This window comes from Megamonas funiformis (assembly GCF_010669225.1).
GTDB lineage: Bacteria > Bacillota > Negativicutes > Selenomonadales > Selenomonadaceae > Megamonas > Megamonas funiformis.
In genome coordinates, this window is the sequence record NZ_CP048627.1 from 2,290,272 (window position 1) to 2,315,043 (window position 24,772).

Below are 24,772 nucleotides of genomic sequence, written 5' to 3' on the forward strand. Positions count from 1 at the left end.
ATTGTTTAATATTGCTGTTTAATACCTTATCATATAGCATAATTTTTTGCAAGTGTTTTGTATACAAATTTACATTTTATTTTAAAGAATTGACGTCTTTATAGAAATCTTTTACTGCTCTATTAAACATATCATAGGCTTTTTTCTCATCTTCTCTTTTATCAATTCTTTCAAATATTGTCTTGCCGTCTTTATCAGTTAAGACAAATTTAGCGGAAAAATACTGAGTATAATAATAATAACCTGGTTTTGTTACTGTTACAGGAATTGTTACTGAAGAAGTCTTCCCATCTTTGCCTGTATGCGTAATAGTTTGGTTTTCTGTAACAGTTTGTTCATCTACCCAATATTTCTTAGTTCCCCATGTCAACATTTTCACAGATAAAACAGCATCTGCTATATTTTTATTATTTACAATTCTATATTTTTTTATATATTTTTCATTTTCGTCCAAAGATTGACGTACTTTCAAAGCTTCTAAATCAGAAAAAGAAACACTTTCGTCTTTTTCTACATCATCTTCAACGTAAATTTTTTGTACTTTACTTAAATCATAATTGTCTGCTTTCCATTCAGCTTTTTCAGCACTTGCCACTACTGCTGATAATAAAATACATAACATAATCAAAACTGAACTCAAATACTTTTTCATTATTCCATCTCCTTTATAGAAATTTATTTTATTGATAGGTAAATTTTATCATAATTATTATTAAAATCAAATATTAATATCAATGAAAATAAAACCTTTTTATACTTTTAGCAAAAACAAATTTCCTATACTAAAAATCAAAAGTCCGTTTTTACTTTCCTAGAAAAAGAAAAAATCTCCCTAGTAATATACTTTTACCCAAAATTTTACCGTTTTTCTCGCTAAAATATTACTCTTGACAAAATTTTTCCACTTGTAATATCATATCTTTTAATGACATTGTTAATTTGTTAACTTAAAATAAACGATATTGGAGTGATTTTCATGGGTATGACTATGACCGAAAAAATTTTGGCTAAACATGCTGGAATTGATGTGGTAAAACCTGGACAGCTCATCAATTGCAAACTTGATATGGTACTTGCAAATGATGTAACTGCTCCACCTGCGATTAAAGAATTTGAAAAAATTGGCAAACCTGTTTTTGATAATACAAAAATAGCTCTTGTGCCTGACCATTTTACACCAAATAAAGATATCAAATCCGCTGGACTTGCTAAAATTGTTCGTGATTTTGCACATAAACATAATATTGTAAACTACTTTGAAATTGGTCGTGTAGGTATTGAACATGTAATTTTACCAGAAAAAGGTATTGTAGCTCCTGGTATGGTAACTATTGGTGCAGATTCTCATACTTGTACATATGGTGCCTTAGGTGGATTTTCCACAGGTGTTGGTTCTACAGATTTAGGCGTTGCCCTTGCTACTGGTGAAGCATGGTTCAAAGTTCCTGAAACTATCAAAGTCAATATCACTGGTAAAAAACCTAAATATATCTGTGGTAAAGATGTTATGCTCACTTTAATCGGCATGATCGGTGTAGACGGAGCTTTATATAAAGCATTAGAATTTGCTGGCGAAGGTGTCAAAGAACTCAACATGACTGACCGTTTAACAATTGCCAATATGGCTATCGAAGCTGGCGCTAAAAATGGTATCTTCCCTGTAGATGATGAAACTCTCAATTATATTAAAGACCGTGTAACTAAACCATATGAAATCGTTGAAGCAGACAGTGATGCTACTTATTGTCAAACTGTAGAAATCAATCTCTCTGAATTAAAACCTGTAGTAGCATTCCCTCATCTTCCTGAAAATACTCATACTGTTGAATCCATCAAAGAACCTATCACTATTGATCAGGTAGTTATCGGCTCTTGTACTAATGGACGTTTAGAAGATTTAGCAATTGCTGCTTCTATCTTAAAAGGTCATAAAGTACATCCTAATGTTCGTTGTATCATCATTCCTGGTAGCCAACAAGTATATCTTGATGCTATTCATAATGGTTATGTAGATACATTTATTGAAGCTGGTGCTGCTGTAAGTACACCAACTTGTGGACCTTGTCTTGGTGCTCATATGGGTATTATGACTGCTGGTGAACGTTGCGTTTCTACTACAAATCGTAACTTCCGTGGTCGTATGGGACATGTAGATAGTGAAGTATATCTCGCTAGCCCTTATGTAGCTGCAGCTAGTGCAATTCTTGGAAAAATCGCAACTCCTGAGGAGGTAGAATAATATGGCTGAAAAATTAGAAGGAAAAGTTTGGCGCTATGGCGACAATATTGATACAGATGTAATTATCCCTGCTCGTTATTTAAATTCTTTTGACCCAAAAGAATTAGCTAGTCATTGTATGGTAGACATCGACGAAACTTTTGCTCAAAATGTAGTAGAAGGTGATATCATGGTCGGCGGTAAAAACTTCGGCTGTGGTTCTTCTCGTGAACATGCTCCAATCGCCATCAAAGCTTCTGGTGTCCCTGTTGTAATCGCTAGCAGTTTTGCTCGTATTTTCTATCGCAATGCTATCAATACTGGTTTACCATTACTTGAAATTGGTGATGATGTAGAAAAAATCCATGCTAATGATAAATTACGCGTTGATTTATCCACTGGTACTATTGAAAATCTCACAACTGGTGATACATTCCATGCTGTGCCACTTCCTGGATTTATCCAAGATATTGCCAAAGCTGGCGGACTCATTAACTACATTAAACAGAAGGGTTAAGATTATCTATGAGTAAAAAAATTGTAGTCATTCCTGGCGATGGTATCGGTCAAGAAATAACTGATAGTGCTGTTGCCGTTTTAAAAAAAGTTTCTGATAAATATAATTTAAATCTTGAATTTGAAAGTCATCCTGCTGGTGGTACTGCTTATGATTTATGTGGCACCCCACTTCCACAAACAACACTTGAAGCAGCACAAAATGCTGATGCTGTACTTTTCGGTGCTGTTGGTGGTCCAAAATGGGATAATGTAGAACCTACACTTCGCCCTGAAAAAGCAGTTTTAGGGCTTAGAAAAGGACTCGGATTATATGCTAATCTTCGTCCTATCAAAGTAGCAGATGCTCTTGTTGAATATTCTCCACTCAAAGAAGAAATCGTAAAAGGTACTGATGTATTAATCGTACGTGAATTAATCGGTGGTATCTATTTCGGCGATAAATGTGAAAGTGAAATCTATGAAGGCAATGAACGTGCTTGGGATTTAGAAAATTATTCCGTTCCTGAAGTCAATCGCATTGTAGAATTCGCTATGCAAGCTTCTAAAAAACGCAAAAATAAAGTGACTTCCGTAGATAAATCCAACGTTTTAGCAACTTCTAGATTATGGCGTAGAACAACTGCTAAAGTAGCGGAAAAATATCCTGAAATCACTTTAGAAAATCTCTATGTAGATAACTGTGCTATGCAACTTGCCATCAACCCAAGCCAATTTGATGTCATTGTAACAGGCAATCTCTTTGGCGATATTTTAAGTGATGAAGCTGCAGTTTTAAGTGGTTCTATAGGTATGCTTCCATCTGCTAGTATCGGTGAATCCACTAGCCTTTATGAACCAATTCATGGCTCTGCTCCTGATATCGCAGGCAAAGGCATTGCTAATCCATTAGCTACTATACTTTCTGCTGCTATGCTTCTTCGTTATTCTCTTGATGAACAAGAAGCTGCTACTTGCATTGAACAAGCTGTAGATAAAGCTTTAGCTCAAGGATATCGCACACCTGATTTATATAAAGAAGGCTTCATCAAAGCAGATACAAAAACTATGACTGAAGCTGTATTAAACAATATTTAATATATATTTTATCTATAAACTTATTAAAAAATTTTATTGACAATTAACTTATCTTTTAATATAATTCTTGTGTTAGGACTTATATACATTCTTTACTCACCCCCTAGTGCATAACTAGGGGGTTTTTCTTTATACTTTTTTATAAAATTTACTCATTCGCGAATAGCTAATTGAGGATATCTTCGATAATTAAGTGGAGTATCTTTATATACTTTTTTAAACTGATGACAAAATGCTGATGCATCATTAAACCCACAATTATAAGCTATATCAGCTATAGACATATTTCCACCTTCTAATTTATTCATAGCTGTCTTCAAGCGGAAATTTAAAAGATATTTTTGTGGCGACATATTATATTCTTCTTTAAATAAACGATATAAATACGTTCTATCTATTCCTAAATATTCTGCTATATCGGTAACACTGATATTTTTACTGTAATTTTCATATATATAATCAATAGCTCTCTCTACATGAATAGATTTTGCTTGCTGTTTTTTCATTTGAATTTTCATATGTCCAAAAATATTATATAAACGACTAAGCAACATATATTCATTATTTTTATACTTAGAAAAATAAAATATAAAATTCAACATAGCATCTCTGACTTCACCATTACTCTTATCAAAAAATAATAGATTTACCTTGTCAAAACCGCTATTATTTAACATATTTTCTACATCATAGCCATCGATACAAATCCAACAATATTCCCATGGATCATCTTTATCTGCTTGATAAACACATGTTATTCCTGGACGAATAAGAAACATAGTATCTTTTTCTATTACATAACAAGTATCATTCATCCAAAATCTTCCTTTGCCTCTCGTTACATAATGAACTAAGTAATGCTGTCGTATTGCTGGCCCAAATGTATGCATAGGACAACAAATTTCCCAGCCTCCATAATATAAATTTAATGCTTTACTTAAATAAACAGGTGTATTAAATTCACTATAAATTTTTCTTATTTCCATAAAAAATCCCACCCAAATAAAATTTATACCATTCTTGCTCTATTTTTATTATATATACTCTTTTTCAAAACACAATACAAAATTTAAATCTTGACTTAGAATTATGGAACTGATACCATATTAATGGAACCAATTCCATAATTAAGGGAGTGTACATAAATGAAAAATCTTATTCTAACAAGTCCTATTCCTGAAAAATTAATTGCCTTGGACAAAGTAGAGATATGTTTAATGATATCATCACTGGTGCTATAGTAGCTCAAGGTGAAGCAGCTATCGCTGTTGCTTTACGCACTCAAAATAAAAAAAAACGTGCAATGTATATTTCTTCAATTATTCCTGCATTTTTAGGTATTACTGAACCTGTTATTTTTGGTATCAATCTTCGTTTTGTTAAACCTTTTATCTGCGGATTAATCGGTGGTGCTTGTGCTGGTGCTACAGCTAGTATCATGCAATTAGCCGGAACAGGTATGGGTATTACTGTTATCCCTGGTATGCTTTTATATATGGATAGATTACCAGCTTATTTACTCGTCAATTTTATTGGTTTAGCTGTCGCTTTTGCTCTAACTATGGTATGCTTTAAACCAGAAGAATAATTATTGCAAAGGATGACTTTATCATGACTCAAAAACTCACTATACAAGATATTGCTAATCTAGCTGGAGTAGCTAAAAGTACAGTTTCTCGCTATCTAAATAATGGTTACGTAAGCAAGGAAAAAGCTATGTTAATTGATAAAGTCATACGTGAAACAGGTTATAAATCCAATTTTTTCGCCAAGCGTTTAAAAACTAAACAAAGTAAATTAATCGGCATTGTCATGCCTCGTTTAGACTCTTTTTCTGCGGGCAAATTATTGACAGGTTTTAATATAATTTTACAACAAATGGGATATCAAGCTTTGATTTTAATCAGTGAATTAAATTCGCAAAAAGAACTAGATAATATCTCTCAATTAATTCAACAAGGTGTAGATGGAATTATCGTCGACTCCATCAATATCAATGACAATCATTTAAAACTAATCAATCAAGCTAATATCCCCATTATTTTTACAGGGCAAAGCCACGATAAAGTAAATTTTATCAAAGTAGATGATATCAATGCAGGCAAATTGATGGGTGAATATATCGCCTCTTTAAATCATCAACAAGTGGTATTTTTAGGAGTATCCCCTCAAGATAACGCTGTAGGCGTAGACCGCTATAAAGGCTTTAGACAAGGTTTCCTTGCTAATAATCCGCAAGGTAAAATATCTTTTGTCCAAACTGATTGTAGTCTTGAACAAGCCTATAATTCAGGCGATACTGTAGTATCTTTTGAACCTAGCGCAGTCGTCTGTGCTACAGATAATATCGCTTTAGGATTATTGCGTTATTTTCATGAAAAGAAAATCCATGTTCCCCAAGATATTTCACTTGCTGGCTTTGGTGGTTATCCTGTAGGCAGTATATCTTATCCATCATTGACTAGCCTAGCCTTTGATTATAAACATCTAGGCATAAAAACAGCAGAAAAATTATTATCTATGCTTCAAAATCAACCTGTAACTTCTGAATACGACCACAATATGAATTTAATCATACGTGAAAGCACACGCTTAGCAAAAATATAAAATAATATTTAATGAAGGAGGACTTTCATTTATGCAATGGCATAACAAATTTCATTTGGAAATGCCTAAGGGATTAGTTAATGACCCTAATGGTCTTTGTTATCATCAAGATAAAAGTCAAAAGCGTTCAGAATAAATAAATGATAAAAAGGCAGATGATTGTAGTGAAAACATATTGTTTTAAACTGTATAAGGCAAAAAGAAATAGAAAACTTCATAAAGTTATTAATATAGCTGGAATTATCTACAATCACTGTATTGCTTTGCATAAAAGATATTATCGTTTATTTAAAAAATCTCTTAATATCTATAAGCTTCAAAAACATTTAACTAAACTTAAGAAAATAGGTAAATTTAGCTATTTTAAAGAAGTAGGTTCGCAAGCTATTCAAGACATAACTCAAAGAATAGACCGTGCTTGTAAATTGTTTTTTAGAAATTTAAAACATAAAATTCGTACAGCACCACCATCTTTTAAAAAGATACGAAAATATAAATCATTCACGCTCAAACAAGCTGGTTGGAAGCTTTTAAAGGGTAATATTATAGAAATTAATAAACAAAAATACAAATATTTTAAAAGTAGAGATATTGAAGGAATAGTTAAAACAATAACAATTAAACGTGATACTTTAGGTGATATATATCTTTATTTTGTTTGTGAAACTAACGAGAATAAAGTTTTAGCAAGAACAGGTAAAAGCGTCGGCTATGACTTTGGACTAAAACAGTTTTTAACAGCTTCAGATAATGAAGATATAAAAGCACCTTTATTTTTTAAGCAAAATGCTAATGATATAAAAAAAGCTAATAGAATTTTATCTAGAAAAAAGAAAGGTTCAAATCATCGTAGATTAGCAAAAATAGCTCTTGCTAGATTGTATAAGAAAATATCTAATCAACGTAAAGATTTTCATTTTAAATTAGCAAATAAAATTTGTAGTGAATATGCTTTAATCTGCATAGAAGATTTGAATATAAAAGGAATGCAAAAACGTTGGGGTAGAAAAATATCTGACTATGGATTTAGTGAATTTATAAAAATTCTTGAATATAAAGCGAGAGAAATTGGCTCAATAGTGCAAAAGATAGATAGATACTATCCAAGTTCGCAAATTTGCCATGTTTGTGGTACAAAAAATCCTGAAACTAAAAATTTGGCAGTTCGTGAGTGGATTTGCGCAAAGTGCAAAACCAGCCACGATAGAGATAGAAATGCTGCTATAAATATATGGAAGGTTGGGACATCAACCTTCTTTGGAGAGATATAGTAAGACCTGCTATTCAAGAATCCCCTGCCTTTAGGCATGGGGAGTATGTCAAAAAAGAAACAATGACAGTTGAAGGTATGATAAAAATAGTTTATGAGCTTTTAAAAGATAAATTAAATATTGTAAAACTCACTTTCTCTAGTGGAGTTAATTTGGCATCTGAAGAATATGAACCACATCTTGAAGTTGATCGTTGTCCATTATGTGGTATTGCATTGAATGAAGATGGCGTTTGTCCAAAATGCGGTTATAAAAAACCATAATTAAATATTTATAAATAAAAAAGCCACAGCATATTGATGATGTGCACCCAAAATATTGGACATATTAATTAGGCTACTAATTGAAACTTAATTCTGTATTCTACAGGACTAAGTCCTTTTAGTTTTATCTTTATCCGTTTTGTATTATAATATTTTATATAAGATTTTAACTCTTTTATAAAATCTTCAACGGATTTGAATTTTTTTAAATAGAATACTTCGCTTTTTAGCAAACCAAAGAAATTTTCTATTACGGCATTATCTAAGCAATTGCCTTTTCGGCTCATGCTTTGGATAATGCCTTTTTCTTTTAATAACTTCTGATACCTCTTATTTTGATATTGCCATCCTTGGTCTGAATGTAGAATTATCCCTTTTGTTTCTTTTATCTTTCTTGTTGCATCTTCTACCATATCTAATACTTGCTTTAGTACTGGTCTTTTCGATATTTTATAACTTATTATTTCTCCGTTATATAAATCTATTATTGGTGATAAGTATATTTTTTCATTACATAATGCAAATTCTGTTACATCTGTTGCCCATTTTTCGTTTGGTTTTTCTGCTTTGAAATTTCTATTTAATATATTTTTAGCTATTTTTCCTTCTTGTCCTCTATACGATTTGTATTTCTTTGCTCTTACTTTGCATGTTAAATTTTCTTCTTTCATCAATCTTATAACAACTTTATGATTGATTTTTATCCTTTGTTTATGCAGCTGCATAGTTACTCTTCTATATCCATATCTTCCATGATTTTTATTACAAATATTATGAATTAATGTTTTTAATCCTTTATATTTATCTTCTCTAGATAATTTTTTTAATGCATCATAATATGTGCTTTTAGCTAATTTTGTATAGTTTAATAGGGCTTTTAGAATATATTTTTTCCTTAATTTAGCAATTACTAAAACTAGTGTCTTCCTTCCTTTTCCCATTGCTTCATTAAGGCATGCCACTTTTTTAATAGGTCATTTTCCATCCTTAATTGATAAACTTCTTGTTCCAATTTTTCAACATAAGAAAGTTCTTTTTTAGGTTTGTTAACTTTGTATGTAGATTTAGATTTTTTCATAGATGGTCTACCTCGTTTCTTAGCAAGTAAGCCAGAAAAGCCATAAGAATGATACAACTTTTCCCATGTAGAAATTGTACCAGTATTAGGAATGGAAAATTTGGCTGCTGTTTGATTTAATGATAAATGATGTAGCCATTTATATTCAATAACTTTTTGCTTAAAGATAGGAGTATATTTACGATTTTTATGAAGAAGTTGTGGAATACCACCATGTTCATAATGAGATATCCATCTGCAAAGAGGAGCTATATCTGGCATGTTTAGAATTTTAGCTACATGAGAAATAGAATTTCCTTTTAAAACCATTTTAATTGCTTTAACTTTAAATTCATTTGAGTATTTAGTCATAAAAAAACTGCACCTCCAAAAGTTGTTTTGTGTCCAACTTTTGGGGTGCAGTTCATATTGCTGTGGCTTTTTTATTTAATTATCGTTGACAAGCAACTGTTCCTGCTCTACCTGGTAAATATCCATGATAAATTTCACATTCTTTAATATTAGGAACATGTTTACCTTCTTCTAGTTTTACAAATTCATAACCAAGTTTTTTGGCTTTTTTGATGAAATCGTGAAGAATAGGTAATTGTTTTAAGCCTTCCATTTCTGAATGGATAGTTAAAACATTAAATTCTTGATCGCAATGACTTAACCAATAATCATTGATATTTTCTTCAGTGATTAATTTATTATCTAAAGTGCTACCTAAACATTCATCCATGGTGAGCAATGTTCCTGGAATTTGTAATGGCAAATATTTTTTATCATTCATGACAGGATAAAATGGGTAATATCCGCGAACATCACTGCAATAATCAAAACCTAATTCTTGTTGAACTTTTAAGCTGCGAGGTGTTACTTGCCAGCCAGGAGCAGCACAAGCTTTAGCTTTAAAGCCAGCGATTTTTTCAAAGAGATTGATGGCTTTGGTCAATTCGTCTTTTATAGTATCTTCAGATAAGAAAGGCAATTTATCTTGCCAATAAACATGGTCCCAACAATGAATACCACATTCGTGATTTTCTTTGATAGCACGAAGAAATGGCATAGGATTTGGTTCGACGATATGAGGTGCAGGCAAAATTGTACCGTACATCATAGTTTTAAAACCATAGGTGCTAGGCGCTTTAGTGCGTAGCATTTTAGTTAAAAAACCTTTGCGAAAGATACGGCGAATAGCTTTACCAGAATTGTCAGTACCCATGGAGAAAAAGAAAGTAGCTTTGATATTTTCTTGTTTAAAAACATCAAGCATGCGAGGTACACCTTCATCATAGCCACGTTTTGTATCTACATCAATTTTTATAGCAATTTTTTTAGCCATAATATCCTCCAAATTTTATATTTTAGTTAAAAAGCCATCGCCACTAGCAAATGCTGAGGCAATGGCTTTGATTTTTATAAATAATAATTAAGCTTTATCTAAATTTTTAGCATACCATTCAAGTGTATAGTGGATTGCTTCGCGAAGTGTAGCTTTTGGTTTCCAACCGAGGCGTGTTTCCATTTTTTTCACAGATGGCAATCTATCTTGCATATCATCATAATTTTTACCGTAATATTTATCGGAGTCCATAACGATAAATTCTACTTTATCGGCTTTATCTTTGAATTTAGGGAATTTTTTCATTTCATCAACAACGATTTCAGCCATTTCTTTGATGGAATAATTGTTTTCTGGATTACCAATATTGAAGATTTGTCCTTCTGCTTGGTCATCTTTATTAGTGATGATATCGATTAAACCTTGTACACCATCGCCTACCCAAGTAAAGCTACGACGTTGAGCACCACCATTTACAAGTGTTATTTTGCCAGTGTACAAAACATCATAGATGAATTGAGTGATGGAACGACCTTTATGTTCACTTGCATCTTTGAAGCTATCAAGACGAGGTCCTACCCAGTTAAATGGACGGAATAAAGTGAATTTAAGCCCCATTTCTTGACCAAAAGCGAAGATTACTCTATCCATCATTTGTTTACTGCAACTATAAATCCAACGACTCTTAGATACAGGACCTAAGATTAAATTACTATTATCTTCATCCATGACTTTATTGTTAGGATCAGGCATACCATATACTTCAGAAGTTGAAGGGAAGATAACGCGTTTACCATATTCAGCACATTTACGAACCATTTTTAAGTTTTGTTCAAAATCAAGTTCGAATGTCCAAAGTGGACGAGTTATATAATAAGCTGGGCGAGCGATACCGATTAATGGTAAAAGAACATCACATTCTTTAATTTGCTCATTGAGCCAAGCTTCTTCTTTGAAGATATCGCCTTTTTTCATAGAAAAGCGAGGATTATCCAAGAATTGAGTGATATTATTATCTGCTAAGTCAAAACCCTGAATTTCCCAGTCTGTTTGAGCAAGTGCCATTTCAAGGAAATGAGAGCCAATAAAACCGTTTACACCAGTAACAAAAATTTTCATATGATAAATACTTCTTTCTATCTTTATTTATAATAGTTTATTCAAGTTCGAATTTAGTACCGATTGGCAATAAATCAGTAAATGCTTTAGCATCTAATTCAGCTTCATTTTCAAATTGTAATTTTTCTAGTTGAAGTAGACCTTTTCCAGTGCCAATGCAAAGTGGATTAGTGCTTACAATTTCACCGATATTTCCTGTTCCTTCGATTGGTTTTGCCCACCAGATGAATAATTTTTTATTATTCACATAGGTGAAAGCTCCAGGAAAAGGATGTGTAACGCCACGAATGAGATTATATAAACTAATGGCGTCTTTAGAAAAATCCAATAAACCATCTTTAGGGCGACGTCTGCCAAATTTTGTGGCTTGTGTATCATCTTGTGGTGTCAAAGTAATAGTACCTGCCTCTATTTTTGGCAAACAATCTTTGATGATTTCACTAGCGATTTTACTAACTTTGATGAAAACATCTAAAGATGTATCTGTAAATGCTATATCAAATCCACGTTGGTCTACAATATCTCCTTCATCAGCTTTTTCTGTCATAAGATGAAGTGTGGCACCAGTGTGTGTTTCACCATTTACTACAGCCCAATTGATACATGTTTGACCGCGATATTTAGGCAATAGAGCACCATGAAGATTATAAGCACCTAAACGTGGTTTTAAAATGATTTCATTAGGAATTAAACGGCGAAAATAGAAAGAGAAGATGATATCTGGATTTAAATTTAAGATATAATTAGTAGCTTCTTCATCTATTTTTTTTGGTCTAAATACAGGGATATTATTAGCCTTAGCTAAATCATATACAGAATGAAACCATATTTCTTCATCAGGGTCATCTTGATGGGTATATACAGCTAAAATATTAGCTTTAGCTTCTATTAAAGCTTTAAGACAAGTATATCCAGGTTCACTATAGGCAAATACTACAATAGAAGGTCTATTCATCTTCTTTAGCACCGTCCTCATATATTTTTCTGATTATATAATGTGGTCGTTGCTGAATTTGTTTATAAATTCTACCAGTATATTCGCCAATGATACCAAGTGCCATAATAGTTGCACCGATCAAGAAGAAGTTTATAGCCATTAAAGTGAAGACACCATCAGCTTCTGGTCCGACAATAATACGGCGTAAAATCAAATATAAGAAAAAGATAATACTTAAAAGGGAGATACCCATACCGCTCATTGTAACCATTTGTAGTGGAGCTATAGAAAAGCTTGTCATTAAGTCAAAATTTAGGCGAAGCAAACGGAAAAAGCTATATTTAGATTCGCCAAATTCGCGTTCGCGATGACTGACTGGGATTTCTATAGGATTTACTGCAAATTTTTGACCTAAAGCAGGAATGAAAGTAGTGCTTTCACGACTTTGAACGATGATATCGACAATGCGACGACTATATCCGCGGAGCATACAGCCATAATCGCTGATATGCAAACCACTGATGCGATTAGTCATTCTGTTTACAAAGCGAGAGGCTACTTTTCTAAATAAAGGGTCATGACGATTTTGACGACATGTGCCGACTACATCATAGCCTTCATCCATTTTGGCAATGATTTTAGGGATTTCTTCTGGCGGATTTTGAAGGTCAGCATCTAAAGTAATGATGTATTTTCCACGAACATTAGCAAAACCAGAAGTGATTGCCATATGCTGACCAAAATTACCATTTAAATCAATGACGCGAACAGTTTTTTCATGCTCTTTTTGAAAGTCATAGAGCATGGCAAATGATTTATCACGACTGCCATCATTGATAAAGATTATTTCAAAACTACGCTGTAAATTTTCCATTACAGGATAGAGTTCTTTAAATAATTGAGGGAGAGATTCTTCTTCATTGTAAACTGGAATTACAATGGAAATTTCAGGACTTCCTAGCATTTTTTAGTTATCAGCCTTTCATACCACAGATTTCTTTGATTGCTTCGATAACATCTGTTACATCTTCATCAGTCATTGCAGGGAAGAGTGGTAAAGAAACAATACGTTCAGATACATATTCAGAGTTTGGTAAATCGCCAGCTTTAAGACCAGTGAGTTCGCCAAAGCAAGTAAATAAATGAAGTGCTTGATAATGGTAAGCTGTACCGATATTTTTAGCACTCATTTTTGCCATGAAATCATCACGACTAAAACCGAGTTCATCAATATCAATTAGAGGTGTGTATATATGCCAAGAATGAACATTGCCTTCTTCGATTTTTGGAGGAAGGATTAAACCACGTATGTCTTTTAATTCTCTTTGATAGCGAGCTACGATTTCACGACGACGATTATTGAATTCTTCAAGATGAGTGAGCTGGTCGCGACCGATAGCAGCTTGAATATCCATCATTTGATATTTTAAACCTGGACGGAAAATATCATAATGAGCTTTACCATTTGCTTGATAACGGTTCCAAGCCCCTTTACTCATACCATTTTGACGTTGCATAGACATGAGTTCAGCTGCTTCTTCATCATTTGTGCAAATCATGCCACCTTCACCAGTTGTGATATTTTTTGTTGGGTGGAAGCTAAATACAGCAATATGACGAGCACCACGACCAAAGCCGATTTTTTTACCTTTATATTCTGCACCAAGAGCATGAGCGGAGTCTTCGATAATGCCAAGATTATATTTTTGTGCAAGAGCTTCAAGTGCATCCATATCGCAAGGGCGACCTGCAAAATGAACAGGAATGATAGCTTTTGTTTTTGGTGTGATAGCTTCTTCAATTTTATTTATATCAATATTGAATGTATGAGGGTCAATATCTACTAAGACAGGTTTACCACCAGCAAATACGATTGCATTTACAGTGCTAGCAAATGTCATAGGTGTAGTAATGACTTCATCACCAGGCTCGATAAGTGCCATTACAGCGAGGTGTAAACCGGCAGTAGCAGAGTTTACGGAGATACCAAATTTGCAACCTACATAATCAGCAAATTTTTGTTCAAAATCTACTGTTTTAGGGCCCATAGCGAGCCAACCTTTACGAATAGAGTCTGCTACATCAGCAATAGCTTCTTCGCTAACCATAGGTTTAGCAAAAGGTAAAAATTCTTTACGCATTGAAATATTCCTCCAAATCATTTAACTATTAATTATTTATTAATCAAAATAGTATATGACCCTTCAGTTAATACTTGTTTCGCTGGAGAAGTCAATACATTGAGACATTTATCTTTATAACGTTCTTTAACCACAATTATAATACGCTTTTGACTGTTCCACAAATCATTTAACTCTTTGCCATTGAAAAACCAACCTGCACCACTTGGATGTTCAGAGCCAAACTCAAGTTCACCTTTGAAATCAGCAAGGGCAACTCGTTGATTAGTGTAATATGGTATGCCGTGATAAAAATCGCCATAATTTACAATTAAAGCGTCTTGTGGATTTAATTCATTGATTTTTTGGCTTACATAATATGCAGATTGATTATTGTGTACTTGTTGTTGAACATCATGAAGACCTAAACCAAAGAAAAATCCCATGACACAAAGAACACTTACAGTGCAACGAAATCTTTTTGTTTTTATCCAAACAAAAATAGAGGCAATAGTACCGATGAATAATGCTGCTGTGAGTAAACCACCTTCGGCAATGAATTCATCAATTGTCAAATAATTAGAACTTAAGACATAGCCGACTAAAGCTCCGACAAAAGCTAAGCATAAGATGCTATTGATTAAAAAGCTATGACTAAGCCAAGAATTTTCATCTTCAAAACGTTTGATGGAAGCTGCAATTAAAATAGCAAGTGGCATCCAGCAAGGCATAATATATGGTACTAATTTAGAATCAGAAATAGAGTAAAAAATGAAAATGATAAAGAACCATAATAATAAGAAGATGATATCAAAGCGATTGCGCTGAGATGTTGTTTTACGAATAACACCTTTTTTACTAAATAAAGATAATAAAAATCCAGTCCAAGGTAACATGCCGATGATTACAAATGGAATGAAGAACCACCAAGGCTGGAATCTATCGTGCATTTTAGTTGTAAAACGCAAGAAATGCTCACGAACAAAGAAGAAATAAAAGAAATCATGGTTTGCTTGGCAAACAAGATAAAACCATGGAATAGTAACGATGAGAAAAGCTAAAATTCCAGGTAGATAAAATAATTTTAAGAATAAACGAGGTCTTTTTGTTAAAATTGTGTACCAAAATAAAATACCAAATGGTAAGATTATGGCAACTAAGCCCTTAGTTAAAACACCAAAGCCCATGGCGATATAAAAGGCAACAAGCCATTTTTTCTTTTCTGAGCGTTCAAAAGCATAGAAAAATACCATGCAGGCTGTCATAAATAAAGTCAGAGCCATATCTAAAATATTAATAGAGGCAACGATTAAATTTAAACAAGATGTGGCTAGAATAGCACTAGCGAGTAGACCTACTTTGCGAGAATACATCATTGTGCCTAAAAATCCAGCAAGACCAACGCAACCGATAGCTGATAATGCAGGCAAGATACGTCCGGCAAATTCTGTAACACCGAAAATTTTCATCATGATGGCAGTAAACCAATATTGAAAAGCAGGTTTTTCAAAGTATTCTACACCGTTTAAATGTGGAGTGATAAAATCGCCACTAAGTAACATTTCACGAGGTATTTGATTGTAACGACCTTCATCAGGGTCCATTAAATGATAAGAGCCTAAATGGGCTAAATAGAGATAAAAAATAGCTAAAACAAATATTCCCAACAGTAATTTTTTATTTTTTAGACAAAAATCACGCAAGAAAAAACCTCCTAGATAAATGATTTTAAAAATATGTTTAAACTATATAATTATACTATTTTTTATATTTCTCTACAATCAAGATATAGTATAGATATCTAAAATGATTTTTTCCTGAAAGAATAATATAAGATAGCGAAGATTTTTTCCTGAAAGAATAATATAAGATAGCGAAGATTTTTTTGATTTTTGCTGTAAGATTGTACTAGATGTGTTAAGATTAATAATTGATAAATAAAGGGAGATGAAATTTTGACAAATTTATTATTGATATTAACAGGTGTATTGTTAAATGCAGCTGCTCAATTGGTTTTAAAAAAAGGAATGTCGCAGATAGGAAGCATACAAGTAGATATTAATTCTATATTGACCATGGTTTTAAAAGCTAGCACAAATATTTATGTATGGTCTGGGCTTATTTTCTATGTGATAAGTTTTGTTGTTTGGCTTATGGTACTTTCGCGAGTAGAAGTAAGTTATGCTTATCCATTTTTAAGCATAGGTTATATCATAGCTGCTTTTGTGGGTTATTTTTATTTTGGCGAGTCAATGACTTTGAATAAAATAGGTGGTATCATCATCATTTGCTTGGGAGTATTTTTATTATATCGTTCTTGATAAAATTATATTATTAATTTGAACATAGAAGGATTTTATGATGAAAGCTAAAAATTATGTAAAAGTAGGATTAGTAATATCTATCGTTTTGCATGTAGCGATTTTTGCTCTAGGTGGATATGTTATGAATAATATAACAAAAGAATTAAACGAAAAATCAATGCTACAATCCTCTGCTGATGAAGATATTACGTATGTAGATATTGGAATAACTCAAGAGGACGAGTCAAATGATATAGTAGTTGAAGAGGCAGAAGACATCAATGCTCAATCGGAAATAGTTGTTGATGAAGAAGAATTAGAAAAACAAAAACCACCAATAGAAACAATTAATCCACCAGAAGAAAAAAAGCCAGAACCTGTAGTAAAAAAAGAACCTAGACACAAATTTCGCACATATAAAGATACAAAAATCGTAGTTAAAGAGATATCAAAAGAAAATCTTGTATTGAATTTTAGCGATGTAAAAGATTCTAAGGATTTAATGCCAACTTATAAACATAAAGAAAAACCTGTTTATGATTATAATTTAGTACCAGAAGGCGAAGCTATTATCATAGTAGTGGAATATATCATGGACGAACAGGGCAAAATAATACAGGCTTATCCTGTGTTACCTGCTGAAAAATCTGATTTAGGTTTAAGTGAAGAAGAATATCAAGATTTAAATACAGCATGTATACAAGCTTTAGAAAAATATGAAATTATTCCACCTAAGGATAAAAGAGGAAATATTCCTCAACAGGAAAAATTTATCTTAACTCATGATGGTGCAGTAGAAAAATTTGAGTTTTAAATAAAAAATAGCATGTTAAAGGTTATGTTGAATTTCGTAATCTTTAACATGCTTTTTTATTTAGTTATGAGTGATAATTAAATATTTATTAGTTTCAAAGTAAATAACAGCATTTTCATCATTTAATTCAGTTAAACATTCTTGTTTATATTTTTGAGGAACGACTAATATCGCATGAGGATTTTGTTGCCATGTGGATAAAAATTCTTCTTTGTTAAAGAACCAGCCCTGTCCGCTATCGTGCTTAGAGCCAAATTCTAATTCACCTAGATAATCATAAATGGCAATGCGTGATTTTGTATAAAATGGTAAATCTTGAAGATAATCTTTATAGGAGATTATTAGCGTATCTTTTGTTTTTAAAATATTTACTACTTGAGCAATTTCTTTTCCTGTGCGATGTTGAGCTACTTGTGTGATTACAGGTTGTAAAGAAAAGCTAAATAAAATAGCAGATATAGCATAAATTGCGATTATTTGTGAGAAATTTTTATATTTATACCAAGATATAAATATTATTAGATTAGAGATAAATAGTACTAAAATGATGAAACTGCCAGAAAAAATAAATTCCTCTAAACTGATAAAATCGCTTTTAATAGCTGTTACGATTAAAGCAACAATGATGAGCAGGGAAATAAAAGCGTTAATGAATAGAGCGATTTTTATTTTAGTTGTCTGATAAGAAATGTGATTTAAATGACGACTAATCAATATAGCAATAGGCATCAAACAAGGAACTATATAAGGTACGAGTTTAGAGTCAGACATGGAGTAAAAAACAAAAATTATACTAAACCATAGACATAAATAAATATATTTATGTCTATGAGGATTAGTTATAAATTTATACCATGTTCTTTTTGGTGATTTGGATAATAAAGAGGAGATAAAAAATCCAGTCCATGGAAAAATTCCTAAAATGATACAAGGTATGAAGAAATAAAAAGGTTGATAACGGTCATGAACTTTGGTTAAATAGCGTAAGAAATGTTCATGGATAAAAAAGAAATAGAAGAAGTCTGGATTATCTTTGCAAACTAAATAAAACCATGGCACACAAATCACGAGAAAAATTAATATACCGATAAGAGAAATACTTTTCAATAGTAGTTTTAAATTTTTAGTAAGCAAACAATAACAAAATATAATGGCAAAGGTTAAAACAATAGCGATTAGACCTTTTGTTAAAGTACCAAAAGCCATAGAAGCGTAAAATATATATAGATATTTTGATTTTAATGTAGTACTAAATTGATAATAACTCACCATAGATAGGGTGATGAAAAAAGATATTGCCATATCTAAGATATTTAAAGAGCCTATAATTAAATAAAGAAAGGAACTGCCAATTATAATACTAGCTAGAAAACCTGTTTGGCGATTAAACATCTTAGTAGCTAAATATCCTGTTAAATATATACCCCCTAAAGCACATAGAGCAGGAAATAAACGCATGGCAAATTCATTTTCGCCAAATATATACATAAAAAAAGCTGTAATCCAGTATTGAAGAGCTGGCTTTTCAAAATACTCTACGCCATTTAAATATGGAGTAATGAAATTTTTATTAACAAGCATTTCGCGAGGAATTTCAGCATATCTGCCTTCGTCAGGGTTTATCAAGGGGTATAGACCAAGATGCCAGAGGTATAAAATTATGAAGATTATAGCTATAGTAAAAATAGAAGTTTTGTCGAGATTTTTAAAGTCGAATAATTGAGATGAAGTTTGCTGCGATTTCATAAAAATAACTCCTTTATGATTAATTTAAGAAAATCATAAAGGAGCATTCTGAAAAAAAGCTGAAGTGAAAATAAAAAGTACAATATTAATTTTTAGAGATTATTAAAGTAAAACAAGAACCTTTTTCTTTATTATTTTCAACGAGAATATTACTGTGATTTTTTTGAGCGAGTATTTGGGCTATTGATAAACCAAGACCATTACCATAATAAGTGCGAGTATTATTAGCACGATAAAATGGCTTAAATATATGCGGTAAGTCTTCAATGGATATGCCAGGACCACTATCTTTGATGGCAATTTTTATGCATTGTTTATCTTCTGTTATAGTGATAAAAATAGAACTATTTTCATCACTGTATTTAATAGCATTATCCACTAAGATGGCTAATATTTGTTCAATATGAGACATATCAGCTGTTATAAAAATATCTGGAGGGTTAGAAATTTTGAGGGTTATTTGTTTATTTTTAGCTAATAAAGAAAATTTAGTGTAGATTTTATTGATGAGATTATTGAGGTTAAATTTAGTGCTATGCACAGTTAATGTATTATTAGTATTTCTTGCAGATAATAATAAATTGTCAATGAGCTTTTTCATCTTTAAGCTTTCATCATTAATATCATCAATAGTATCTATGGAAAATTTAGAGAGATTATTTTCATCATCTGTTTTTAATACAGTTAGTCCAGACATTATAATGCTTAAAGGTGTTCGTAATTCATGAGAGGCATTGGCAATAAACTGTTTTTGTTGTTCAAATGATTGAACGACAGGTTGCATAGCTTTATTTGCCATTTTATAAGCGACATAGCGCACAAAAAATAAGGATAGAGAAATAATTATTAATAAAATGAAGAATATGCGAATTTGTTCACGCACCCAATGAGTTATTTCTATGCCAACATAGACTTCACCTAAAAATATATTATTTTCTAAGAGTGGATAGCGCATATAAATTAAATATTTCAAATGGCGATTATCAACTAAATTAAAATCAAAATATACCTTATGAAAAGAAAGTGAATTATCATTAATAATTTTAGTGATAGATTTTTCAGACCATTCCATATTATTATGTTCAAATACTAATTGATGGTCTTTAGTATATCCATAGATGAAAATTTTATTGAAATAATTATCTTCTTCAGGTGAGTTATCATCATCTTTAGGAAAATTTTTTAAATCCTTAGTATTGATTTTATAAAATAAGTCTTCACTTTCTTCAATAGCGAGCATTTTTATATGAGATAATTGGCTTTTATACGATATAGAAAAACCTACAATATATAAAGAAAATGATACAAATAATAATAGTAATATAGTAAGATAGCAATAATCTTTAACGATTTTTTCTTTGAATTTTGTAAACATATTATATATCCATTTCAAATTTATAACCGATACCACGAATGGTATGGATACAATCACTTAATGATAATTTAGTTAATTTTTGACGTAGAGATTTTATTGTTACATCTAAAGTATTGGAATTTATATTAGTATCGTATCCCCAGATTTTATCAATAATTTGTTCACGAGGTAGAATTTGATGTATATTTCTAATTAATAGTTCCATGAGTTGATTTTCTCTAGGGCTTAAAGATACTTCTATTTGTTTATAAGTCAAAATAGCATTACAACAATTTAATTTTAGATTTTTATATTCAATGATATCATTATAAAATGTTTTGTTGATGCGACGAGATAGAGCTCTTATTCTAGCTAGTAACTCTGGAAATTCAAATGGTTTGGCTAAATAGTCATCGGCTCCACTATCTAGACCATCGATTTTATCTTCAAGAGAATCCCTAGCTGTCAGCATTAAAATAGCAGTTTGATTATTTTTGGCTCGCAGATATCTACATACTTCGATACCGGATTTTAAAGGCATCATCCAATCTAAAATGATGATATCATAGTCGGATAAATTAGCATAATCAATAGCATCTTGTCCATTATATACACAATCTACAATGTAATTTTCTTTTTTTAGAAGAAAATCAATCATTTTAGATAGTCTTTTATCATCTTCAGCAAATAATATTCGCATAGAAACACCTACTTTTCTAATTTAATATTATGAAGTATATGATATTTAATATTTTATAGTATTGGCATATAAAAATAAATATAGCGTGAAATTTTACTTTTATTTTATTTAAATATATTTTGTTACATATTTTTTACATATCTTTAATATGGTTTTTACAAACTATTAATTTTGATTTAAAAAAATCTTTTTATAATAGTAACCGTTTTGAAATATTTCTCTGAAAAATTAATCGGAGTTATTTTGAGCAAATTTGTTTTTACTTTTTTTAGGTAAAGTATATTAATCATTTTTGGAGGAATATTTAATGTTTAAGAAAAAGCTTATTACAAGTGCAATCACCGCAAGTTTAATGATGGGAATAGCAAGTACATCTTTTGCAGCAACTAATCCATTTAGTGATGTGCCAGCTGATAGTTGGGCATATGATGCAGTTACTACACTTGCTAATGATGGCGTGATTGATGGCTATCCAGATGGTACATATCAAGGTCAAAATACTATGACTCGTTATGAAATGGCACAGATTGTAGCACGAGCTATGGCAAGAACTGATCTTGAAAAAGCAGACAAAGCAATTGTTGATAAATTGGCTGTTGAATTTGCTGATGAATTGGATAATTTAGGTGTGCGCGTTGCAGATTTAGAGAAAAAATCCGACAATATAAAATGGAAAGGCGAATTAAAATATAAATATTCGCAGGAAAATCATGATGAAGGAAAAGATAAACGCTCTAATAAATTAGAATTTAAACTTGAACCAAAAGCTTATATTGGTGATAGTGATTGGACTGCTAATGCTAAAATTGAATATACAATGTATCCAGAAACAGATAGCAATGCAGATGGTGTAAAAGTAAGTAAGGCATATGTAGAAGGACCTTTATTTGGTGCAACAGTAACAGCTGGTAGAACTTCTTTAGATATTTGTCAGGGTATGATTTTTGATGATGAAATTTCTGGTATGACAGCAAATTTTGGTAGTAATGTATTTAATACAAATATAGCTATTGGTCGCTACAGTGAAAATGATCATGATGGTGAAATCCCTGATGGTAAAACAGCAAAAGATATCACTGCTGATTACTATGGTGTACAATTTGATTACACACCAAACGATAATTTAGCACTCAATGCAGGTTATATTTTATTGAGTGGATTAGATAAAGATGTTGAATTAGATTTAGACGTTGATGATAATAAAGCTAATTTATGGTATGCAGGTGGCAAATATAATTTTGATAAAAATGTAGCATTAGTTGGTCAATATTTACAAAATGCTGATGCTAATAGCTATGATAAAGCAGGTAGTGTAGAAGTACAGTATAAAGGCGCAAATGCAAAAGATGCAGGTTCTTGGGGAGCATATATAGGATATCGTCATCTCGGTGAAAATGTAACTATTGAAACAGGTTATGATGAGGCTGCAGAAGGTCAAAAAGGACTTGTAGCTGGTGTAGAATATGTATTTACTCAAAATGTAATAGGTTCACTTTTATATTTTGACGGTAAGGATTTAAAGACAGATACAGATGCTAATACTGTATATACTAGCTTAAAATTTAAATTTTAACCTTATAGAGCAAGAAACTTTCACTTGTAGTTATTAGCGAAAGTGGTGGAAGTATATCACTTAAAGAGAATATTATTTATTAGAGATTTGGAGCAATGAGAATGTTTTATTTAAAAAAAAGAAGAAAGCAAATGATTGCACTTTGTTTAAGTGCAGCTTTAAGTGTAGGCTCTTTAACAGCTTATGCGGCAACAGAATATTGGAATGATGCTTCTACAAAACCAATGGTAGAAACTAAAACACCTATTTCTGATAATACTAATTGGGAACAGTGGAAAGCTGGCTGGGATAATTTAAAAACAAATTATGAACAGGTAGCACTTACACCAGGCGCTGATTTTTCTAAATTAAATTTTGGTTGGTATTCTAAAGAAAAAACAGATAAAGCAATGGTACGTATTGCTGATAATAAAGAAATGAAAAATGCCAAAGAATTTAAAGGTACTTGTACAGAAGGTACTGTAATCAATGGTGTGCAGTATTATAGCAATAAAGTAACAGCTGATGGTTTTAAACCAAATAGCACATATTATTATCAAGTAAAATTAAATGGTGAATGGCAACAAGCTCAAGAATATAAAACAGGTGATCCAGATAATTTCAGCTTTATGTTTGTAGGTGACCCACAGATTGGTTCTTCATATAAACAAAAAAATGCAGAATCTAATGGTAAAAAATTAGGTAACGATTTAGCTGCTAGAAATGACTCTTATAACTGGAATGTAACTTTAAATAAAGCAATGGAACAACATCCAGAAATTGACTTTTTAGTATCCCCTGGTGACCAGGTAAGTGTAAAAGGTAATGAAGACGCAAAAGATTTAAAAGAACAAGAAGACCAATATTCTGGATATCTTTCCGCCTCTGTACTTCGCAATTTACCACAGGCAGTAGCTATTGGTAACCATGATTGTAGCTCTGCAAGCTATCAAAATCACTTCAATAATCCAAATCCATTCCTTGAAGAATCTACACCAACACCTGCTGGTAACGGATATTTTTATAGTTATGGTAATGCTTTATTCATTGTTATTAATGCTAATAACTATAATGCAGCAGACCATAAAGCTTTGATTGAAAAAGCTATCAAAGAAAATCCAAATGCAAAATGGCGTATTGTTGTAATGCACCAAGATATTTATGGTTCAGGTTTAGACCATTCAGATTCTGATGGCATTATCTTGCGTACACAATTGACACCAATTTTTGATGCAAATGATATTGATGTAGTATTACAAGGTCATGATCATAGCTATGCACGTACTTATCAGCTTACAAGTGATGGACAGGCACATGATGAATTCTTAGAATACAAACAAGATCAAGGTGGATTTAACCACGATAATTTTGATGAACGCTTTGAAAAAGATGGCGTATTTAGAGCATATTATAAATCTCAAAATCTTTGCTACAATATAGCCGATAAATCACAAGGTACAGTTGTAAACCCAGAAGGTGTATTTTATTTGACTTCTAACTCTGCAACTGGTTCTAAATTCTATAATTTAATTCCAGAACAACAAGATTATGTAGCAGCTCGTAGTCAAAATTGGAGACCGTCTTATTCTGTAATCAACATTACAAAAGATAGTTTCACTGTTAATACTTATGATGTAGAAACAGGCGAAGCAATAGATAGCTCCTATACAATTGTAAAAAAATAAATGATGATTTGATATAAAAGTGATAAGAATTTTTCTTATCACTTTCAGCTATTTTACAGTTATTTTTGTATATATTTATTTAAATTTT

The 24,772-nt window shown here is 31.7% G+C and carries 23 protein-coding genes and 1 pseudogene; 11 read left to right on the top strand and 13 right to left on the bottom strand.

Annotated elements, in window-relative coordinates:
* Window positions 1-76: 76 nt before the first annotated feature.
* Window positions 77-652: a hypothetical protein gene (locus tag GXM21_RS11445; RefSeq protein WP_008539524.1), complete on the bottom strand. Its 576-nt coding sequence runs from the start codon at window positions 650-652 to the stop codon at window positions 77-79.
* A 324-nt stretch (window positions 653-976) separates the two neighbouring features.
* On the opposite strand from GXM21_RS11445, the gene leuC reads away from it, so the two are divergent.
* From leuC to leuB, 3 genes are read left to right on the top strand one after another with little or no spacing between them, the layout of a single operon-like run.
* Entirely contained in the window at window positions 977-2,239 is a 1,263-nt protein-coding gene (leuC, locus tag GXM21_RS11450) for a 3-isopropylmalate dehydratase large subunit (protein WP_008539525.1), read from the top strand.
* A gap of 1 nt (window position 2,240) precedes the next feature.
* The gene (locus tag GXM21_RS11455; protein ID WP_008539526.1) at window positions 2,241-2,735 is read left to right on the top strand and encodes a 3-isopropylmalate dehydratase small subunit; all 495 of its coding nucleotides are present in this window, start codon (window positions 2,241-2,243) and stop codon (window positions 2,733-2,735) included.
* A gap of 8 nt (window positions 2,736-2,743) precedes the next feature.
* A complete protein-coding gene (gene leuB, locus GXM21_RS11460; RefSeq protein WP_008539527.1) occupies window positions 2,744-3,811 on the top strand; it encodes a 3-isopropylmalate dehydrogenase in 1,068 nt (355 codons plus the stop codon).
* Window positions 3,812-3,963: 152 nt separating this feature from the next.
* Here the strand turns inward: leuB and GXM21_RS11465 are convergent, their stop codons facing one another.
* Window positions 3,964-4,797, bottom strand: a complete 834-nt coding sequence (locus tag GXM21_RS11465; RefSeq protein ID WP_008539528.1) for an AraC family transcriptional regulator — start codon at window positions 4,795-4,797, stop codon at window positions 3,964-3,966.
* 221 nt (window positions 4,798-5,018) lie between these two features.
* Here GXM21_RS11465 and GXM21_RS11470 point away from each other — a divergent pair.
* The 4 genes and pseudogenes from GXM21_RS11470 to GXM21_RS11485 form a co-directional block, all read left to right on the top strand.
* Window positions 5,019-5,399, top strand: a pseudogene (locus GXM21_RS11470) (PTS transporter subunit EIIC); the annotation flags it as partial.
* A 23-nt stretch (window positions 5,400-5,422) separates the two neighbouring features.
* Window positions 5,423-6,418, top strand: coding sequence for a LacI family DNA-binding transcriptional regulator (locus GXM21_RS11475; RefSeq protein ID WP_008539531.1), 996 nt, complete (start codon window positions 5,423-5,425; stop codon window positions 6,416-6,418).
* Window positions 6,419-6,573: 155 nt separating this feature from the next.
* Window positions 6,574-7,689: an RNA-guided endonuclease InsQ/TnpB family protein gene (locus tag GXM21_RS11480; protein ID WP_249068215.1), complete on the top strand. Its 1,116-nt coding sequence runs from the start codon at window positions 6,574-6,576 to the stop codon at window positions 7,687-7,689.
* Window positions 7,690-7,766: 77 nt separating this feature from the next.
* Window positions 7,767-7,952: a hypothetical protein gene (locus GXM21_RS11485; protein ID WP_211373392.1), complete on the top strand. Its 186-nt coding sequence runs from the start codon at window positions 7,767-7,769 to the stop codon at window positions 7,950-7,952.
* 68 nt (window positions 7,953-8,020) lie between these two features.
* Here GXM21_RS11485 and GXM21_RS11490 read toward each other — a convergent pair whose 3' ends face one another.
* From GXM21_RS11490 to GXM21_RS11525, 8 genes are all read right to left on the bottom strand, one after another.
* Complete coding sequence (locus tag GXM21_RS11490; protein WP_083826943.1) at window positions 8,021-8,893, bottom strand: IS3 family transposase; 873 nt, start codon at window positions 8,891-8,893, stop codon at window positions 8,021-8,023.
* Window positions 8,869-9,381, bottom strand: a complete 513-nt coding sequence (locus tag GXM21_RS11495; protein ID WP_163604721.1) for a helix-turn-helix domain-containing protein — start codon at window positions 9,379-9,381, stop codon at window positions 8,869-8,871. The genes GXM21_RS11490 and GXM21_RS11495 overlap by 25 nt, the downstream gene beginning before the upstream one ends.
* 79 nt (window positions 9,382-9,460) lie before the next feature.
* On the bottom strand, window positions 9,461-10,354 hold the full coding sequence (locus tag GXM21_RS11500) for a 4-deoxy-4-formamido-L-arabinose-phosphoundecaprenol deformylase (RefSeq protein ID WP_008539505.1): 894 nt from the start codon (window positions 10,352-10,354) through the stop codon (window positions 9,461-9,463).
* Between the two features lie 87 nt (window positions 10,355-10,441).
* Complete coding sequence (locus GXM21_RS11505) at window positions 10,442-11,473, bottom strand: bifunctional UDP-4-keto-pentose/UDP-xylose synthase (RefSeq protein WP_008539503.1); 1,032 nt, start codon at window positions 11,471-11,473, stop codon at window positions 10,442-10,444.
* A 37-nt stretch (window positions 11,474-11,510) separates the two neighbouring features.
* Complete coding sequence (locus GXM21_RS11510) at window positions 11,511-12,428, bottom strand: formyltransferase (protein ID WP_008539501.1); 918 nt, start codon at window positions 12,426-12,428, stop codon at window positions 11,511-11,513.
* Window positions 12,421-13,374: a glycosyltransferase gene (locus GXM21_RS11515; RefSeq protein WP_008539499.1), complete on the bottom strand. Its 954-nt coding sequence runs from the start codon at window positions 13,372-13,374 to the stop codon at window positions 12,421-12,423. Before GXM21_RS11515 ends, GXM21_RS11510 begins: the two co-directional genes overlap by 8 nt.
* A gap of 10 nt (window positions 13,375-13,384) precedes the next feature.
* Window positions 13,385-14,551: a DegT/DnrJ/EryC1/StrS family aminotransferase gene (locus tag GXM21_RS11520; RefSeq protein ID WP_008539498.1), complete on the bottom strand. Its 1,167-nt coding sequence runs from the start codon at window positions 14,549-14,551 to the stop codon at window positions 13,385-13,387.
* Between the two features lie 32 nt (window positions 14,552-14,583).
* The gene (locus GXM21_RS11525) at window positions 14,584-16,233 is read right to left on the bottom strand and encodes a phospholipid carrier-dependent glycosyltransferase (RefSeq protein ID WP_008539497.1); all 1,650 of its coding nucleotides are present in this window, start codon (window positions 16,231-16,233) and stop codon (window positions 14,584-14,586) included.
* A gap of 252 nt (window positions 16,234-16,485) precedes the next feature.
* On the opposite strand from GXM21_RS11525, the gene GXM21_RS11530 reads away from it, so the two are divergent.
* Entirely contained in the window at window positions 16,486-16,851 is a 366-nt protein-coding gene (locus GXM21_RS11530; protein ID WP_008539496.1) for an EamA family transporter, read from the top strand.
* Window positions 16,852-16,888: 37 nt separating this feature from the next.
* Entirely contained in the window at window positions 16,889-17,647 is a 759-nt protein-coding gene (locus GXM21_RS11535) for a hypothetical protein (RefSeq protein WP_008539495.1), read from the top strand.
* A 60-nt stretch (window positions 17,648-17,707) separates the two neighbouring features.
* Here the strand turns inward: GXM21_RS11535 and GXM21_RS11540 are convergent, their stop codons facing one another.
* The 3 genes from GXM21_RS11540 to GXM21_RS11550 form a co-directional block, all read right to left on the bottom strand.
* On the bottom strand, window positions 17,708-19,393 hold the full coding sequence (locus tag GXM21_RS11540; RefSeq protein ID WP_008539494.1) for a phospholipid carrier-dependent glycosyltransferase: 1,686 nt from the start codon (window positions 19,391-19,393) through the stop codon (window positions 17,708-17,710).
* An 85-nt stretch (window positions 19,394-19,478) separates the two neighbouring features.
* Window positions 19,479-20,768, bottom strand: coding sequence for a sensor histidine kinase (locus GXM21_RS11545; protein WP_008539493.1), 1,290 nt, complete (start codon window positions 20,766-20,768; stop codon window positions 19,479-19,481).
* A gap of 1 nt (window position 20,769) precedes the next feature.
* Entirely contained in the window at window positions 20,770-21,447 is a 678-nt protein-coding gene (locus GXM21_RS11550; RefSeq protein ID WP_008539492.1) for a response regulator transcription factor, read from the bottom strand.
* A gap of 307 nt (window positions 21,448-21,754) precedes the next feature.
* Here GXM21_RS11550 and GXM21_RS11555 point away from each other — a divergent pair, with 307 nt between their 5' ends.
* Both GXM21_RS11555 and GXM21_RS11560 read left to right on the top strand, forming a co-directional pair.
* Window positions 21,755-23,020: an S-layer homology domain-containing protein gene (locus GXM21_RS11555; RefSeq protein WP_008539491.1), complete on the top strand. Its 1,266-nt coding sequence runs from the start codon at window positions 21,755-21,757 to the stop codon at window positions 23,018-23,020.
* A gap of 101 nt (window positions 23,021-23,121) precedes the next feature.
* Entirely contained in the window at window positions 23,122-24,684 is a 1,563-nt protein-coding gene (locus GXM21_RS11560; protein ID WP_008539489.1) for a purple acid phosphatase family protein, read from the top strand.
* Window positions 24,685-24,772: the final 88 nt, after the last annotated feature.

Bases quoted from the DNA above. Each gene is read 5' to 3' on its own strand.
- GXM21_RS11505 (WP_008539503.1), bottom strand. From the start codon at position 11,473: ATGAAAATTTTTGTTACTGGTGTAAACGGTTTTATTGGCTCTCATTTC.
- GXM21_RS11445 (WP_008539524.1), bottom strand. From the start codon at position 652: ATGAAAAAGTATTTGAGTTCAGTTTTGATTATGTTATGTATTTTATTA.
- GXM21_RS11535 (WP_008539495.1), top strand. From the start codon at position 16,889: ATGATGAAAGCTAAAAATTATGTAAAAGTAGGATTAGTAATATCTATC.
- GXM21_RS11560 (WP_008539489.1), top strand. From the start codon at position 23,122: ATGTTTTATTTAAAAAAAAGAAGAAAGCAAATGATTGCACTTTGTTTA.
- GXM21_RS11545 (WP_008539493.1), bottom strand. From the start codon at position 20,768: ATGTTTACAAAATTCAAAGAAAAAATCGTTAAAGATTATTGCTATCTT.
- GXM21_RS11480 (WP_249068215.1), top strand. From the start codon at position 6,574: ATGATTGTAGTGAAAACATATTGTTTTAAACTGTATAAGGCAAAAAGA.
- GXM21_RS11540 (WP_008539494.1), bottom strand. From the start codon at position 19,393: ATGAAATCGCAGCAAACTTCATCTCAATTATTCGACTTTAAAAATCTC.
- GXM21_RS11500 (WP_008539505.1), bottom strand. From the start codon at position 10,354: ATGGCTAAAAAAATTGCTATAAAAATTGATGTAGATACAAAACGTGGC.
- leuC (WP_008539525.1), top strand. From the start codon at position 977: ATGGGTATGACTATGACCGAAAAAATTTTGGCTAAACATGCTGGAATT.
- GXM21_RS11455 (WP_008539526.1), top strand. From the start codon at position 2,241: ATGGCTGAAAAATTAGAAGGAAAAGTTTGGCGCTATGGCGACAATATT.
- GXM21_RS11475 (WP_008539531.1), top strand. From the start codon at position 5,423: ATGACTCAAAAACTCACTATACAAGATATTGCTAATCTAGCTGGAGTA.
- GXM21_RS11555 (WP_008539491.1), top strand. From the start codon at position 21,755: ATGTTTAAGAAAAAGCTTATTACAAGTGCAATCACCGCAAGTTTAATG.
- leuB (WP_008539527.1), top strand. From the start codon at position 2,744: ATGAGTAAAAAAATTGTAGTCATTCCTGGCGATGGTATCGGTCAAGAA.
- GXM21_RS11550 (WP_008539492.1), bottom strand. From the start codon at position 21,447: ATGCGAATATTATTTGCTGAAGATGATAAAAGACTATCTAAAATGATT.
- GXM21_RS11520 (WP_008539498.1), bottom strand. From the start codon at position 14,551: ATGCGTAAAGAATTTTTACCTTTTGCTAAACCTATGGTTAGCGAAGAA.
- GXM21_RS11510 (WP_008539501.1), bottom strand. From the start codon at position 12,428: ATGAATAGACCTTCTATTGTAGTATTTGCCTATAGTGAACCTGGATAT.
- GXM21_RS11485 (WP_211373392.1), top strand. From the start codon at position 7,767: ATGATAAAAATAGTTTATGAGCTTTTAAAAGATAAATTAAATATTGTA.
- GXM21_RS11495 (WP_163604721.1), bottom strand. From the start codon at position 9,381: ATGACTAAATACTCAAATGAATTTAAAGTTAAAGCAATTAAAATGGTT.
- GXM21_RS11515 (WP_008539499.1), bottom strand. From the start codon at position 13,374: ATGCTAGGAAGTCCTGAAATTTCCATTGTAATTCCAGTTTACAATGAA.
- GXM21_RS11465 (WP_008539528.1), bottom strand. From the start codon at position 4,797: ATGGAAATAAGAAAAATTTATAGTGAATTTAATACACCTGTTTATTTA.
- GXM21_RS11490 (WP_083826943.1), bottom strand. From the start codon at position 8,893: ATGGGAAAAGGAAGGAAGACACTAGTTTTAGTAATTGCTAAATTAAGG.